Raw genomic sequence first — 14,124 nt, 5'->3', positions numbered from 1 at the left:
ACACGCTTGGATAACCATTTTTTACCTCCTTGTGTTTCGTTATGGTCAGGTGCGGCGATTATAGGCGTAGAAAAAATAGCCGTCTATCGGGGAATAGGGGGGATATCGGGCTGTTATGGGGGCATCTGGCAGTGAAAAGGGGTCTTCATCGTAGCCTCCGGCAAAACAAGAGCCCCGCAGGGCGGGGCTCTTGAATCAGGTATGCGGGTGCATCAGATGAGAGGGATCAGTCGCGGGGGGTCTTGAGCGCCTGGATCACATCGTCATTGGGGGCCAGCCCCTCCACGTGGTTGAAGCTCTCCAGCCCCTCCTGCGCATTGATGGTGAAGGCGTCGGCGCTCTGGTAGCTGCCGCTGCCGGCGCTCTCGACCAGGACGATGAGCTCGGGCTGCTTGTCACCGTTGAGATCCAGCAGTTTGAGCGCCTTGATGCTGCCATCGCGGGGCATCACCTTGCCGTCGATGAACTGATCCAGGGGAAACTCGGGGTTGGCGCCTGAGTAGAGGCGCACGTCGTAGCTGCCGGTGGAGGCGGGCTCGCCGCGCCCCTCGTTGACGGTGAGCACCTGGCCCGTGGGCAGCGTCAGCTGCTGGAAGAATCCCTCCGCCGCCTGGCTGGTCAGGGGCAGGCTGAGCAGGCCGAGAGTAATGAGTAAGGCTTTCATGGATGTGACCCTTGTTGCTGCTTGTGTTGCGGTGTCAGTGGGCAGGGGCCTGGCCCCCGCCTTGTCTGTGGCCGACCGGGGGCTGGCGCTTGGCCAGCCCCTGTCGACCTCGTGTTTACCATATCTTGACCCGTTTGGCCGGGTCCAGATAGAGCTTGTCACCCGGCTGTATGTTGAACGCCTCGTAGAAGGCGGGGATGTTCGGCACCACGCCGTTGACCCTGTACTCGGGCGGAGAGTGGGGATCCGAGGCGAGCAGCATCTGCATCAGCTCGGGACGATACATGCCCTTCCATACCTGGGCCCAGCCGAGGAAGAAGCGCTGCTCGCCGGTGAAGCCGTCCAGCACAGGGGCTTCCTTGCCATCCAGCGACAGCAGGTAGGCCTTGTGGGCTATGGTGAGGCCACCGAGATCGCCTATGTTCTCCCCCAGGGTGAACTGGCCGTTGACGTACTGCCCCTTGATGGGCTCGAAGCGGTTGTACTGGGCCACCAGCCGGCTGGTACGGAAGCGGAACTCCTTGAGATCCTGGGGCGTCCACCAGTCGCGCATCACGCCGTCACCGTCGGATCTGGCCCCCTGATCGTCGAAACCGTGGCCCATCTCATGGCCTATCACCCCGCCGATGGCGCCGTAGTTCACAGCGTCGTCCGCGCTCATGTCGAAGAAGGGGGGTTGCAGTATGGCGGCCGGGAAGACGATCTCGTTGTTGCTCGCGTTGTAGTAGGCGTTCACCGTCTGGGGCGACATGTGCCACTCGTCCCTGTCCACCGGCTTGCCGAGGCGGGCCAGGCTGTCGGCATATTCGAAGGCGCGGGCGCGCTGCAGGTTGCCCACCAGGTCATCGGCGCGGATCTCGATGGCGCTGTAGTCCTTCCACTTGTCCGGATAGCCTATCTTGGGCCTGAACTTGGCGAGCTTGGCCAGCGCCTGGGTCTTGGTGGCCGGCGACATCCAGTCCAGCTCCTGGATGCTCTGGCCGTAGGCGGTGCGCAGGTTCTCCACCAGCTGCTCCATGCGGGCCTTGGCCTCTGGCGGGAAGTAGCGCTCCACATAGAGCTTGCCCACCGCCTCCCCCAGGTTGTTGTCCAGTACCCCGAGGGCACGCTCCCAGGGGGCGCGCTGCTTGGGCGTACCGCTCAAGGTGGTGCCGAAGAAGGCGAAGTTCTGGGCATCGGTCTGGCTGTCGAGGTAGGGGGCGAAATCGGTGATGAGCTGCCACTTGAGGTAGGCCTGCCAGTCGCCCATGGGGGTCTGCTTCATCACCTCGTCCAGGGCCGTCAGGTAGCTCGGCTGACCTATGATGAGGCTCTGCTGGCCGCTCAGGCCGGCCTGATCCAGATAGCTGTTCCAGTCGATGCTGGGGGCGAGGCGCTTAAGCTCGCCGATGGGGGCCTTGTTGTAGTTCTTCTGCCGATCCCGCAGGGCGACGTTGTCCCACTGGATCTGGGCGAGCCGGGTCTCGAGGGCCAGGATGCGCTTGGCCTTGGCCCCCGCATCTGCCTCGCCGAAGCGGCTCAGCATGCCGGCGATGTGTTGCTCGTATTTCTGCCGCAGTGCCTGGCTGGCGGCATCCTGCTTGAGGTAGTAGTCCCTGTCCGGCAGGCCGAGCCCGGATTGATAGAGGTAGACCGCATAGCTGTCCGGCGCCTTGGCGTCCGCATCTATCCAGAAGCCGAAGGGGGCGCTGCCCCCCAGCTTGCCGGCGCGGGCGAAGGCCTGGGCCAGACCCTGCTTGTCATGGATCTGATCGATGTCGCCAAGCAGGGGCAGCAGGGGCGTAGTGCCCCTGGCGTTGCGGGTCTGCTGATCCAGATAGCTTCGGTAGAGGTCGTGGATCTGCTGGGCCGGGGTGCCGGTGGCGGCCTTGCCGTCCAGCCCCTCCACCAGCACCCGCACGTCTGCCAGGGACTTGTCCCGCAGCAGGTAGAAGGCGCCGTCGGCGGGCCTGTCATCCGGGATCTTGGCGGTGGCCAGCCAGTGGCCGTTCACGTAGCGGAAGAAGTCGTCACCGGGCTTGACCCTGGTGTCCATGTTGGCCAGCGCGAGGCCGGAGTGCTTGTCTGCCTGGTCCGGCCCCTGACTGCAACCGGCCAGCAAGGCCAGCCCGATGAGGGCGGCCAGTATGCTTTTCTTATTGTTCATTGTCTTATTCCAATTCGGATTACTCAGCGTCCCGGCCCAGGTCGGGAGGAGACTCACTCTAGCAGTCGGGTTAGCGCTTGATAAGCCCGACTCTGCTAAGATCGGCCTGGTCGTATAGGGGAAGCCTATGATTTCTCGTGTTTATTCTCGTTTTTGTCAGACTCTGCCCGCGCCGGAAGGTTCCCGGGGCCTGCTGGTAGCCTTCAGTGGCGGGCTCGACTCCACTGTGCTGCTGGTGCTGGCGGCGCGTTTTGCCCTGGAGCAGGGCCTTGCTCTGCGTGCCCTGCACGTCCACCACGGCCTGAGCCCTCACGCCGACCACTGGGTGGCCCATTGTGAAGGGGTGTGCCAGCAACTGGCGGTGCCCCTCATTACCCAGCGGGTGCAACTGCAACGGGGCAACGGCGATAGCCTGGAGGCCCAGGCGCGGGAGGCCCGCTACCAGCGTCTGGCCGCCTGCCTGGGGGAGGGGGAGTGGCTGCTCACCGCCCATCATCAGGACGATCAGCTGGAGACCCTGCTGCTGGCGCTCAAGCGGGGCGCCGGATTGCGGGGGCTGGCGGGTATGGTACCGAACCAGCCCTTTGCCGGCGGCCGCTTGCTGCGCCCGCTGCTCGAGGTGAGCCGGGCCGAGCTGGCGGCGCTGGCGGAGACCCTGCCCTATGGCTGGGTGGAAGATGAGAGCAACCAGGACGTGAGCTACGATCGCAACTTCCTGCGCCAGCAGCTCATTCCCCAGCTCAAGGCGCGCTGGCCCGCCATGGCCCAGACGGCGGCGCGCAGCATGGCACTGTGCGCCGAGCAGGAGGCGCTGATCAGCGAGCTGGCGGAGGCGGACTGGCAACGGGCAGGTGAGGGGGAGGCGCTGCGCATCGAGGCGCTGCTGCCGCTCTCCCCGGTGCGGCGCAACAACCTGCTGCGCCACTGGCTCCGCCGTCAGGGGGGGGAGATGCCGTCCCGGGAGCTGCTGGGGCTGCTCTGGCAGGAGGTGGCGCTGGCGCGGGAGGATGCCAACCCCAGGCTGAGCCTGCAGGGGCTGGAGTGCCGCCGCTTTCAGGGACGACTCCACTTGGTGACGCCCGGCCTTGCCCCCCGTGAGGAGGTGTTGCCCATCCGGGTGGGGGAGACGCTCTGCCTGCCGGACGGACTGGGGGCCTTCAGGTTGCTGTCATCGGATGGGGGGGAAGGGCTGCGCCCGCCACGGGAGGACGAGCCCCTGTCGGTGCGTTTTCAGGTGGCGTCCGGCGTCATGCTCAAGCCGGTGGGACGGGTTGGCAGCCGGCGCCTGAAAAAGCTGCTGCAAGAGTACGGGGTGCCCTCCTGGCAACGGGGGCGTATTCCCATCCTCTATTACGGGGAGCAGGTGGCACTGGTGGCCGGACTCTTCGTCTGCGACGGATTTCTGGCGCCCGAGGGGGGCATCAAGGGAGACTGGCGGCGAGCCGTCACCCCGGCTCTTGACTGAAGGCCGCCGCCGAGGGACTGCCAGGCCGCCCTATTCGGAGGGCCCTGTCACGCCGGCCTTCTTGCGGGCGTAGAGGTGGGCATCCGCCGTGGCATAGAGGCGCTGCACGTCCATGCCCGAGTGCCAGCTGGCGGCCCCCAGGCTGCAGCCCACCGAGAAGGCACTGAGCTCCTTGTGGCTGTGCAGCACATGTTGCAGCCGCAGCCAGACCGGGCGCCAGGCCTCGGGATCGGCGGGTTGCAGCAGCAGGGCGAACTCGTCGCCGCCGAGGCGAAACGCCTGATCCGTGCCGCGAATGCAGCCCTGCAGCAGCTGGGCGAAGCGGCTCAGCACCAGATCCCCCACCGGATGACCCCAGGTGTCATTGACCTGTTTGAAGCGGTCGAGATCCAGCAGCACCAGCACCAGACCGTGGGGCTCCCGGCAGTGTTGCTCCACCGCCCGGCCAATGGCCTCGTCGAAATAGGAGCGGTTGCCAAGCCCGGTCAGGTGATCGAGCCGCACCTGCTGCTCCAGCCGGCTCAGCCGCAGATAGAGCGGCAGGGGCAGGCAGAACAGCTGGTGATATTGCCCCAGCTGTCGCCGCTGGCCGTCGCTCAGGGGCTGCTCCAGCTCGTATTGCAGCTGTCCGAGCAACTGCTCGTGCTGGCCGCGCAGCTCGAAGCGGTAGCTATGCAGCACCTGCCTGGCCTGGGGGGCGTGGGCGATGAGGCTATGGGGCTGACCGCAGTCGAGGTGGAGCGTGTGGATCCGGACAATCTTTGCCACCCGCTCGGCAAAGATTGCCAGCAGGGCGTCAAGATCCCGTTGCCTCAGCAGCTCCTGAAGCTGCTGATAAGTATCCTGCCCGGTCAGCGGCGTGAGCCGCTCCATCTGCTGTACCCACTGCTCTATGCCATGTCCGAAGCCGTTCAAAGACGATGTGTTTTCCACGTTGCAGCCTTACACCTCTCCACTCATTGGGCGGGTTCTTGCAATCCTCGTGCCCAAAATATGTTCGATGGAAAAAACAAAGGGGCTGGCTAGGCTTAGCAACATGAAATGGGAGGGCAAACAACCCCGTGCGCCGCTGGCCGCGCGTCAACATCAAGGGCGGGGTCCTGCCCCGCAGCGACGAGGACCGGAGAGTGCCAGTGGCCTGAGGCGCCGCTTCTTAGGGCCATGGGGACAGATAAAAGGGAGGGATGTGTGTACGCCGATGTGTTGATCCTGCTGCTCTCCGCCGTTCTGCTGGTGGCCATCTTCCGACGCCTGGGCCAGCCGGTGATCCTCGCCTATCTGTTCGTCGGCATGCTGCTCGGCCCCCATGGCGCGGCCATCGTCACCGGGCAGGCCATGATGCAGACCATAGGGGAACTCGGCATCGTCTTCCTGATGTTCTCCCTGGGTCTCGAATTCTCGCTGCCGCGCCTGCTCGCCATGCGCAAGCTGGTGCTGGGGGTCGGCGGTCTGCAGGTGCTGCTCACCTCATTGCTGTTCTTCTGGCTCGGCTGGTGGTGGGGGCTGAGTCTCCCCCAGGCGCTGGTGGTATCCGGCACCCTGGCCCTCTCCTCCACCGCCGTGGTGATCAAGCAGCTCGGGGAGTTGCAGCAACTCCATACCCGGCGTGCCCAGCTCGGGGTGAGCGTCTTGCTGTTTCAGGATCTGGCGGTGGTGCCGCTCTTGGTGATGATCCCCATACTGGCCAGCCCCGAGGTGCAGGGCAGCGCCCTGCTGGCGGAGGTGGCCTGGGCCTCCCTCAAGGGGCTGTTCGCCCTGATCGTCCTGCTCGCGGTGGGAAAGTGGCTGCTGCCCATGGTGTTTCACGAGGTGGCCCGGGCGCGCTCCGACGAGCTGTTCGTGCTCAGCACCCTGCTGGTGGCCCTGCTGGCGGCGTCGCTGACCCAGTGGATGGGGCTCTCCATGGCACTCGGGGCCTTCCTGGCCGGCATGATGCTGGGGGAGTCCCACTATCGCCATCAGCTGGAGGTGGACATCAAGCCGTTTCGGGATGTGCTGCTGGGGCTCTTCTTCATCACCATCGGCATGACTATGGAGTGGGCGCTGGTGGCGAACGCCTGGTGGCAGGTGCTGCTCTGCGTGCTCGGGCTCATCTTGTGCAAGTCGCTGCTGGTGCTGCTGGCGGGCCGGCTGATGGGGGAACGCAAGCGTGATGCCATGGCTGCCGGCATCATGCTGAGCCAGGTCGGCGAGTTCGGCTTCGTGCTGCTGGCGCTGGCGAGCCACCATGGCCTGCTCGGTCACGAGATGGTCTCCCTGCTCATCGGTATCGGCGTCATCACCATTTCTCTCACCCCCTGGCTGGTGCAGCGGGCCCTGGGGCTGGCCCACTCCCTCACCGATGCGACCCTGCTGTCCCGCGCCGGAGTCGCCCAGTCGGGGCTCAGCAAGCACCAGCATGTCATCATCGCCGGCTTCGGGCGCACCGGGCAGACCTGCGCCCGCTTTCTCAAGTTAGAGGAGATCCCCTTTCTCGCGCTGGATCTCGATCCCGAGCGGGTGAGCGAGGCCAAGCTGGCGGGGGAGCAGGTGGCGTTCGGCGATGCCAGCCGGCGCGACATCCTGCTGGCGGCCGGTCTGATGCGGGCCCGCCTGGTGATCATCACCTTCGACGATCGCAAGCGGGTCGATGCCATGCTGATGCAGATCCGGGCGCTGGCGGGGGATCTCAAGGTGCTGGTGCGAACCCGGGACGACAGCTTCCTCGAGCACTACAAGCAGGCCGGGGCCTTCGAGGTGATCCCCGAATCTCAGGAGGGGGCCCTGATGCTGGTCTCCCACCTGCTGGTCAACTGCGACATCCCCATTGGCCGGGTGATCCGGCGCATGGAGCACGAGCGCAGCAGCCAGTACCGCTTCCTGCACGGCTTCTACTGGGGAGATCAGAGTGCGGGCAACCTGGAGACGGATCAGTTGCTGGAGCGGCTGCATCCCGTGCTGCTGCACGAGCAGGCGTGGGCGGTGGGCCGTGAAGTGCGCGAGCTGCCGCTCGATGAGGTGCGGATCAAAGAGGTGCAGCGCGGCGATCAGAGTCTGGAGCCCAGACCCGAGCTGGTGCTGGCGGCCGGCGATCGGCTGATCCTGTTTGGCACCGTGGTGGCGATGGAGCAGGCGGAGCAGCGTTTGCTGGAGGGGCGCTGAGTCCCCTCGCACTCATCGGCCGCCCCCGGCCTCCCTAAAGAGGCCATTTCAGGCTTCGTTTGGTAGCCCTTCGATATCGAGGAAGGCGACGACCCGCTCCCGCTCCCTCAGGGTGTCCTGATAGCCCAGCTTGATCAGCTGTTGGCAGTAACCCGGATGAACATCAAAAAGCTGGCCAGACTGCTGCTCTCATCCCCTTCACGCCCAGCACCCGCAGCAGGCGGCGCAACTGCACGGCAGCTTGCGCAGATAGGTCAGCGCGATGGTGTCAAGATCCTGGCTCGGCCTGAGCACGCAGGTCTCCACCCGTTTCAGCTTCAGGCGGTTGCGTTCCCGCTCCGGGATAAGATCCAGGGTCTGGTTGATGCGCCACAGCCGCTCCAGATCGGAGTTGAGGGTGTCGGTAGAAGACGGTGTATCGAGCAGATGGCTGGCGATATTGGAGCTGGTGAGATGGCCGTGATGATGGGTGGGGGCCGAGTGGGCGGCGAATACAGGGTGATCAGCAGGATCCGCTCCGCCCCCAGATGGATGGCGGGGCTGAGCGGGCTCAACTGGTGGATGGAGCCGTCGCCGTAGAACTTCTCGCCGATGTGGGTGGCCGGAAAGACAAAGGGCAGCGCCGAGGAGGCGAGCAGGTGCTCCGATGTAAGCACGGTGCGCAGGCCGCGCCGCCTGGCCCGCTCCCAGGGCAGATGCTCGGCCCGACCCTGGAAGAAGGTGGTGGAGAGGCCGTCGTCATAGTCGGAGGCGGTGATGGCGATGGCCTCCAGACTGCCATAGAGGATGTTGTCATCGATGCGGTGATAGTCGATGAGCTGATCCAGCAGGCGGCGCAGGGGGGCGTTGTCGAACAGGTGGAAGGCGCGGTTGCTCTGGGGGCTGATGAGACCGGCCGAGCCCTGATACAGGGTGCGCCACAGCAGCTGGCAGGGGCGGAAGTCGAAGATGTGATGGGTCTCGAAACGGCGCCAGACCCACTCCAGCTTGCGCACCCCCAGGTGAAAACAGGAGGCGTAGCACGCCAGTGCCGTGATGTTGAGGGCCCCCGCCGAGGTGCCGCACAGTATGGGGAAGGGGATGCCGAGGTTGCGGGGATAGAGCTCGGCCACTGCCTTGAGTACGCCGACCTGATAGGCGGCGCGAGCACCACCACCGGTCAACAGGAGAGCTGTATTGGGTCTGGCCATATGCTGGCGCCTTATTGTTGGCCCGAGAGGGGTGTTCCCACTGACAAGTTAACTATAAGGCGCTGTATCAAATATAAAAATGGGCGCTGCCAACCATTTTTTCATGGCCCGCTGTCAAAGGGCGCGGTGAGGATTTCCGGCCGTGCCAGCTGATTGAAGGCGGCGAATACCGGGGCGCTGGCGAGGATGCGACCGTGGCCCAGACCCCGGGTGCTCACCAGCCGGGTATGACCATCCTGGCTGGCTCGCAGGGAGTCGCCGTGCGGGCAAATCTGTCCTCCTCGTCGTGCACTATCATAGCCGCGCCGCTGCGGCTGGCGAGCCGCCCCAGCGGATCGACCGTGCTCAAGGGGTGCTGGTACTCCTGCTCAATCTCCTTGACCACCGCATCGAACAGCCGGATGGAGTAGCCGGAGCGCGCCACCATGCCGTAGAGCTGGGGCACATAGTCGAGCACCGGCGAAATCAACAGCAGCGGCAGGGTATCGATACCCGGCTGACGGCTGGAGAGGGTGACGGCGCCCATGCTGTGGGCGATGACCCCGTGCAGCGGGCCCACGTCGCTGGCCGATGGTCCACCAGCTCGTCGAAGGCGCGCACGAAGCGGGGCAGGTGGCCGGTGTTGCCTGCGCTCTGGCCGTGGGCCGGATGATCGTAGGCAATGGCGGTGAAACCCTGGGCGGCGATATGGCTCATCAGCGGATAAAACTGGCTGGCGCTGCCGGACCAGCCGTGCATCAGCAGCCACAGTGGCCCCTGACCAAGCCGATAGCTCATCAGGGTGCCCCTTCGCTGGTGTGGACGGCCTGCTGCACCAGTCCGGCCGGCGCCGTGCCATCCCGCTGGTTGCGCTGGGGGGTGAGCAGCAACTTGCTGGCGGTGCGCTTGGCATGGCTGGGGCCAGGGTGTGGTGCAACCGGGTGCCGATCCCCAGCAGCCATTTGCTCGGGCTGAAGCGGCGGGTGTTGAAGTAGATCTTGCTGCTCATGGTCATCCTGTGGTTTTTATGTGCGAACGGTCGTGCTTTTTTGTCGGTTTTTAAAAAGGCATGTTGAACGGGTCAATTCATCAGCGCCAGCTGCATCCAGCAGCAACTCCACTTCGGGCCAGAAGTGGCGGGCCGGATCCTGACACAGTTCGAGGGCATTGAACACCTGATCCGCCAGATAGAGGCCATAGAGCCGGTAGACGGCGCGCCAGGGATCCAGGTCCCCGCGCCACTCTCCCTTCTCCTGGCCCTGCACCACCTGGCGAGCCAGGTAGTCGAGCCAGAAGCGCACCAGCTGGCGGGCCGCCTGCTGCACCTCCCCTTCCTGGGCCGAGGTCCAGGCGTCGAGGAACATGCAGCGTCCGGCAAAGCTCTGGTTCCAGGCCAGCCAGGCCCGCAGCAGGGCCTGCAGTTTCTCCTGCTGGGTGCCGTGCTGCTGCTGACGCACCGGCTGGATCACCCGCTCCCGGAACACCTCGGCGGAGTAAGTGAGCACGGCGATCTGCAGGTTGTCGCGAGACTGGAAATGGGCGAACAGACCGCTCTTGGACATCTCGCACGCACTGGCCAGCGAGCCTATGGTCAGGCTCTCCAGCCCCTGCTGGCTCGCCTGCTCGAACGCTGTCTGCAAAATGTTGTCGCGGGTCAGGCGGCCCTTGCTCATCGCACTCTCCTCTCTGGGTCCTGCAGCATAAAGTACGATCGTGCTAATTGTCGAGCAACAAACCGTTGTTGTGGTGGAGACAAGGGGTTGACTAAGTTGCCCTCGGCGCCGAATGTGCGATGGGTTTGTGGCTACGGCTCAGTTGTCCTTGATGTCCATCTGCTGCAGGGCGATGACCGCCTGGGTGCGATTCTTGACGCCGAGTTTGCGGAAGATGGCGGTGATGTGTGCCTTGATGGTGGCCTCGGAGACGTTGAGCTCCCAGGCGATCTGCTTGTTGAGACTGCCGTCCCGCAACATGATCAGCACCTTGTATTGCTGGGGGGTTAGGCTGGCCAGCTTGCTGGCGAAATCGGGGCCATCCTCGGACTCGGGGTGAAGGGAGACCCCTTCCGGTACCCAGTTATCCCCCCCGATCACCGTATTGAGGGCGCTGACCAGCTCCTTCATGGGAACCGACTTGGGAATGAAGCCCAGGGCCCCGAGGCGCAGCACCTGCTGGATGATGGCGGCATCTTCCGAGGCGGAGACTACCACTATGGGCAAATCCGGGTACTGGCCGCGCAGATAGGCCAGCCCCTCGAAGCCGTTGGCCCCCGGCATCTTGAGATCGAGCAGCAGCAGATCGACTTCGGGGTGCTCCGCGAGCAGGTGGGTCAGGCTGTCGATGGAGTCGGCCTCCAGCAGCCTGGCCTCGTCGATGGCCATGTGCACCGCTTGATAGAGGGCGCCCCGAAACAGGGGGTGGTCATCTGCGATGACGATGGTAAATTGGCTGTCCATTGCTCACATTTTTGCTAACTGATTGTTTTGAAAAATCAAACTAGCACTGCTCCCCAAGGGGGTCAAACTCGCAGGTGTGCAAATGTGAGGCGACCATGAGATGTCGTGCCCGCGGGGCCGATGCCGGGTCATGAACAACCCCAACGCAGGAGGCAATAAATGGGATCCTTGGTATTGACGGTAGGCACAGGTTCCACCTGGGCGATGCGGGCGTCGCTGGTGCTCGCCATGAGCGGACTGGAGTGGCAGGAGCAGGTGTTCGATCTGGAGGATGCCAAGGCGTTGGCGCGGCTCAAGCGCACGGCGCCGGCCGGGCTGGTGCCCTGGCTGGATGACGGCGAGCTGCGGATCCACGACTCCCTCGCCATCGCCGAGTATCTCCACGAGCTGTGCCCGGCGCGCCACCTCTATCCGGTGGATAGAGCCGAGCGGGCATTGGCCCGCAGCCTCTGCGCCGAGCTGCACTCGGGCTTTGGCCAGATCCGCAGTCGCTTGCCCTTCTTCCTCGGCGCGCCGACCCAGAGCGAGCCCCCGGTGGAGACCCTGGGAGAGCTGGCCCGGCTGCAGACGCTCTGGTCCCAGGCTCGGGGGCCCTTCTACTTTGAGGAGGCGGGGATCCTCGATGCCTTCTATGCCGTGATGGCCTATCGGCTGGCGAGCTACGGCATAGGCTTGCCCGGTCAGGCGGGGGCCTATCAGCAAGCCTTGCTGGCCTGGCCCCTGTGGCAGGAGACCCTGGTCAAGGCGCGGCTGCAGTGGCCGACCATGGCCCGGCAGCCGGCATGAGGTGAAGGGGCCTGTGCAATGAGAGAGGGGAGCCACTGGCTCCCCTCTCGTTTGTCTGGGGCGGGACCTGTTATGGCTGCCGGCCGGCGAACACCACCACCACCTTGTCCTCCCCCTTCTCCCGCACGAAGCTGTAGGGGGCATCGGAGAGTTTCTGGTGGCTGCCTGCCGCCACCGCCGGATGGGCGGCGCGGAACTGGCCTAGCCTTTGCCAGTGCTTGACCAGCTCGGCCTTCTCGCCGCTCCCCAGCTCCTGCCAGTTCATGTCGGATCGCACGCTCTGATCGAACACGCCGCCATCCTTGGCCAGCCCCCGGCCAGACTCGTCCCCGTAGTAGAGCTGTATGCCCCCCGGCAGCAGCATGAAGCTGTTGGCGACTCTGCGTTGCAGCGGCACGTCCTGATAGTCGCCAAAGAACAGCTTGGTGTCGTGGGAGCTGATGTAGCTCAGCACGTTGAACTCGGGATCCTGGTTGATGCGGCTGGCGTAGCTGGCATAGGTGGGTTCGGCGCCGGCCATGCACTGGGCCTGGGGCAGGGCGAACTCCCGCTGATAGTCGAAGTTGATCAGGGAATCGAAGCCGTTCTGGTACCAGAAATCCTTGGCGACCCCGTGATCCCACACCTCGCCCACCATGTAGAAGGGCAGATCGTCGAGTGCCTTGCCCGGGTTGGCGGCCTTCCACTCCTTGAGCGCGGCCGTGCCCGCCTGCTTGAGCTTGGCCCAGACCGCGGGCTCCAGGTGCTTGACGGTGTCGGCCCGGAAGCCGTCGATGCCGAAGCGGCGTACCCAGTCGGTGTGCCAGGCGATGAGGTAATCGCTGACGCTTGCGTTGGGGAGCGCCTTGGCCCGGGTATCCTGCTTGGCGGCGAGCAGGGGCGGCAGCCCCACCGGCTTGCTGGACTCGGTCAGGAAGTCCGGCAGCCCCGCCACCGAGCCGGTGACGTCGTCGGTGCCGGGCTGCGGGTAGCCGGGCAGGCCGGCGCGCACCCAGTCAGGGCCCCACCAATTGCTCCACTCGCTCGATTGGTAGTCGATAAACTGGTTGTAGCCATGCCAGTTGAGGCCACCGCTCGGGCGCCACTGGTTCCAGGTGGTCGGCAACTTGCCGCTGTTCTGGGTGAGGTCGGTGAGCCCCAGATCCTGCAGATCCGCCAGGGTGGCGTAGCCTGCGTGGTTCATCACCACGTCCAGGATGATCCGCATGCCGCGCTTGTGGGCCTCGTCCACTAGCGTCTTCAGGCTCTCCTCGTCGCCGTAGTTGGGATCAATTTTGGTGAAATCGAGCGCCCAGTAGCCGTGGTAGGCGTAGAAGGGGAAGTTGCCCTGCTCGCCGCCGCCGATGAAGCCGTGCACCTGCTCCACCATGGGGGTGATCCAGATGGCGTTCATGCCGAGGCTCTTGATGTAGTCGAGCTTCTCGGTCAGCCCCTTGAAGTCGCCGCCATGCCAGGTGGCGACCTCGTCCTGTCCATCCTTCTGGCGGCCGAAGCTGTGATCGTTGGCCGGGTCGCCGTTGTGGAAGCGGTCGGTCAGCAGGAAATAGACGCTCGCCTGATCCCAGCTGAAGGGGGCCGCCTTGGCCGCCTTGACCGGCTCGAGCAGCAGCAGGCCGCCGCTCTCCTTGCTCGGGGTCAGGGTCAGCTTGCCCTGGGTGACCACGGCCTCCTGCCTGGAGTAGGCATCCCGCAGCCGGGTGCCGTCGGGCCAGACCCCCTTCAGCGATACCGTCACCGGGCCGCCATCCCAGGCGATGCAGGGCTCTGTCGGGGGCTGGCGCTTGAACTCGCTCTTCTTGGTCGCCCGCAGCACCTTGAGGCTGGGGGTGTCCGGGTTGAAGGTGAAATCGTAGTCCCCCGCCAGCATCACCCTCAGGTTGAAGCTGGCCCCCTTGCTGCACTTGTCCATGGGCTGGGCGGTGCCGAAGGGGAGCGGCCTGGCCTCAGGTGGCCCGAAGCTGGTGCCGCAGTTGTTGCCGGCATCGGCGATGCGGATCTGGTGGCTGCCCTTGTCCAGCTTGTGGGTCAGGGTGATGGTGCCCTTGTCCAGCGTCAGCGCCTCGGCCACCGGTTTGCCATCCACATAGAGATGCACTTCGGGGGCGGCCAGCGCCTGACCGACGAACAGTGGCGTGACCAGCAGGGCGAGCCACAGGGAGGAGGGGCGGAGATCGAAACGAGGCGAGGGACGCATAGGCCATTCCTTGAACTGAGTGGGGTCCGTTGAGGCACTCATTCTAGGGGGCGCAGGGCCGGGGTTGGACCGGTAAAACACCGATTTGTGACGTCAGTTCAAA

General features: G+C 64.9%; 8 protein-coding genes and 3 pseudogenes. 3 read left to right on the top strand and 8 right to left on the bottom strand.

Annotated features, from left to right (window positions below; genetic code table 11):
• Positions 1-226: 226 nt before the first annotated feature.
• Together ACF2JD_RS07155 and ACF2JD_RS07150 are read right to left on the bottom strand one after the other, a co-directional pair.
• A complete protein-coding gene (locus ACF2JD_RS07155) occupies positions 227-664 on the bottom strand; it encodes a PliI family lysozyme inhibitor of I-type lysozyme (RefSeq protein ID WP_163147702.1) in 438 nt (145 codons plus the stop codon).
• 115 nt (positions 665-779) lie between these two features.
• Positions 780-2,810, bottom strand: a complete 2,031-nt coding sequence (locus ACF2JD_RS07150; RefSeq protein ID WP_393937420.1) for a M13 family metallopeptidase — start codon at positions 2,808-2,810, stop codon at positions 780-782.
• A 127-nt stretch (positions 2,811-2,937) separates the two neighbouring features.
• On the opposite strand from ACF2JD_RS07150, the gene tilS reads away from it, so the two are divergent.
• Positions 2,938-4,275, top strand: a complete 1,338-nt coding sequence (gene tilS, locus ACF2JD_RS07145) for a tRNA lysidine(34) synthetase TilS (RefSeq protein WP_440987086.1) — start codon at positions 2,938-2,940, stop codon at positions 4,273-4,275.
• 30 nt (positions 4,276-4,305) lie between these two features.
• Here the strand turns inward: tilS and ACF2JD_RS07140 are convergent, their stop codons facing one another.
• A complete protein-coding gene (locus tag ACF2JD_RS07140) occupies positions 4,306-5,208 on the bottom strand; it encodes a GGDEF domain-containing protein (RefSeq protein WP_106886089.1) in 903 nt (300 codons plus the stop codon).
• Between the two features lie 255 nt (positions 5,209-5,463).
• On the opposite strand from ACF2JD_RS07140, the gene ACF2JD_RS07135 reads away from it, so the two are divergent.
• Positions 5,464-7,416, top strand: a complete 1,953-nt coding sequence (locus ACF2JD_RS07135) for a cation:proton antiporter domain-containing protein (RefSeq protein ID WP_440987085.1) — start codon at positions 5,464-5,466, stop codon at positions 7,414-7,416.
• Between the two features lie 48 nt (positions 7,417-7,464).
• Here the strand turns inward: ACF2JD_RS07135 and ACF2JD_RS07130 are convergent.
• From ACF2JD_RS07130 to ACF2JD_RS07115, 4 genes and pseudogenes are all read right to left on the bottom strand, one after another.
• Positions 7,465-8,606: pseudogene (locus tag ACF2JD_RS07130) on the bottom strand (patatin-like phospholipase family protein).
• A gap of 114 nt (positions 8,607-8,720) precedes the next feature.
• Positions 8,721-9,594 (bottom strand): annotated as a pseudogene (locus ACF2JD_RS07125) (alpha/beta hydrolase).
• Positions 9,595-9,674: 80 nt separating this feature from the next.
• Positions 9,675-10,258, bottom strand: a pseudogene (locus ACF2JD_RS07120) (TetR/AcrR family transcriptional regulator).
• Between the two features lie 138 nt (positions 10,259-10,396).
• A complete protein-coding gene (locus ACF2JD_RS07115; protein WP_106886093.1) occupies positions 10,397-11,041 on the bottom strand; it encodes a response regulator in 645 nt (214 codons plus the stop codon).
• A gap of 159 nt (positions 11,042-11,200) precedes the next feature.
• On the opposite strand from ACF2JD_RS07115, the gene ACF2JD_RS07110 reads away from it, so the two are divergent.
• Complete coding sequence (locus ACF2JD_RS07110; RefSeq protein ID WP_440987084.1) at positions 11,201-11,827, top strand: glutathione S-transferase; 627 nt, start codon at positions 11,201-11,203, stop codon at positions 11,825-11,827.
• Between the two features lie 70 nt (positions 11,828-11,897).
• On the opposite strand, the gene ACF2JD_RS07105 is transcribed toward ACF2JD_RS07110, so the two are convergent.
• Positions 11,898-14,021 (bottom strand): alpha-amylase, encoded by a 2,124-nt coding sequence (locus ACF2JD_RS07105; RefSeq protein WP_440987083.1) that lies wholly within the window; start codon positions 14,019-14,021, stop codon positions 11,898-11,900.
• Positions 14,022-14,124 lie beyond the last annotated feature (103 nt).

Source organism: Aeromonas ichthyocola (genome assembly GCF_046087985.1).
GTDB lineage: Bacteria > Pseudomonadota > Gammaproteobacteria > Enterobacterales > Aeromonadaceae > Aeromonas > Aeromonas rivipollensis.
This window is presented reverse-complemented; position numbering and strand designations above follow the sequence as displayed.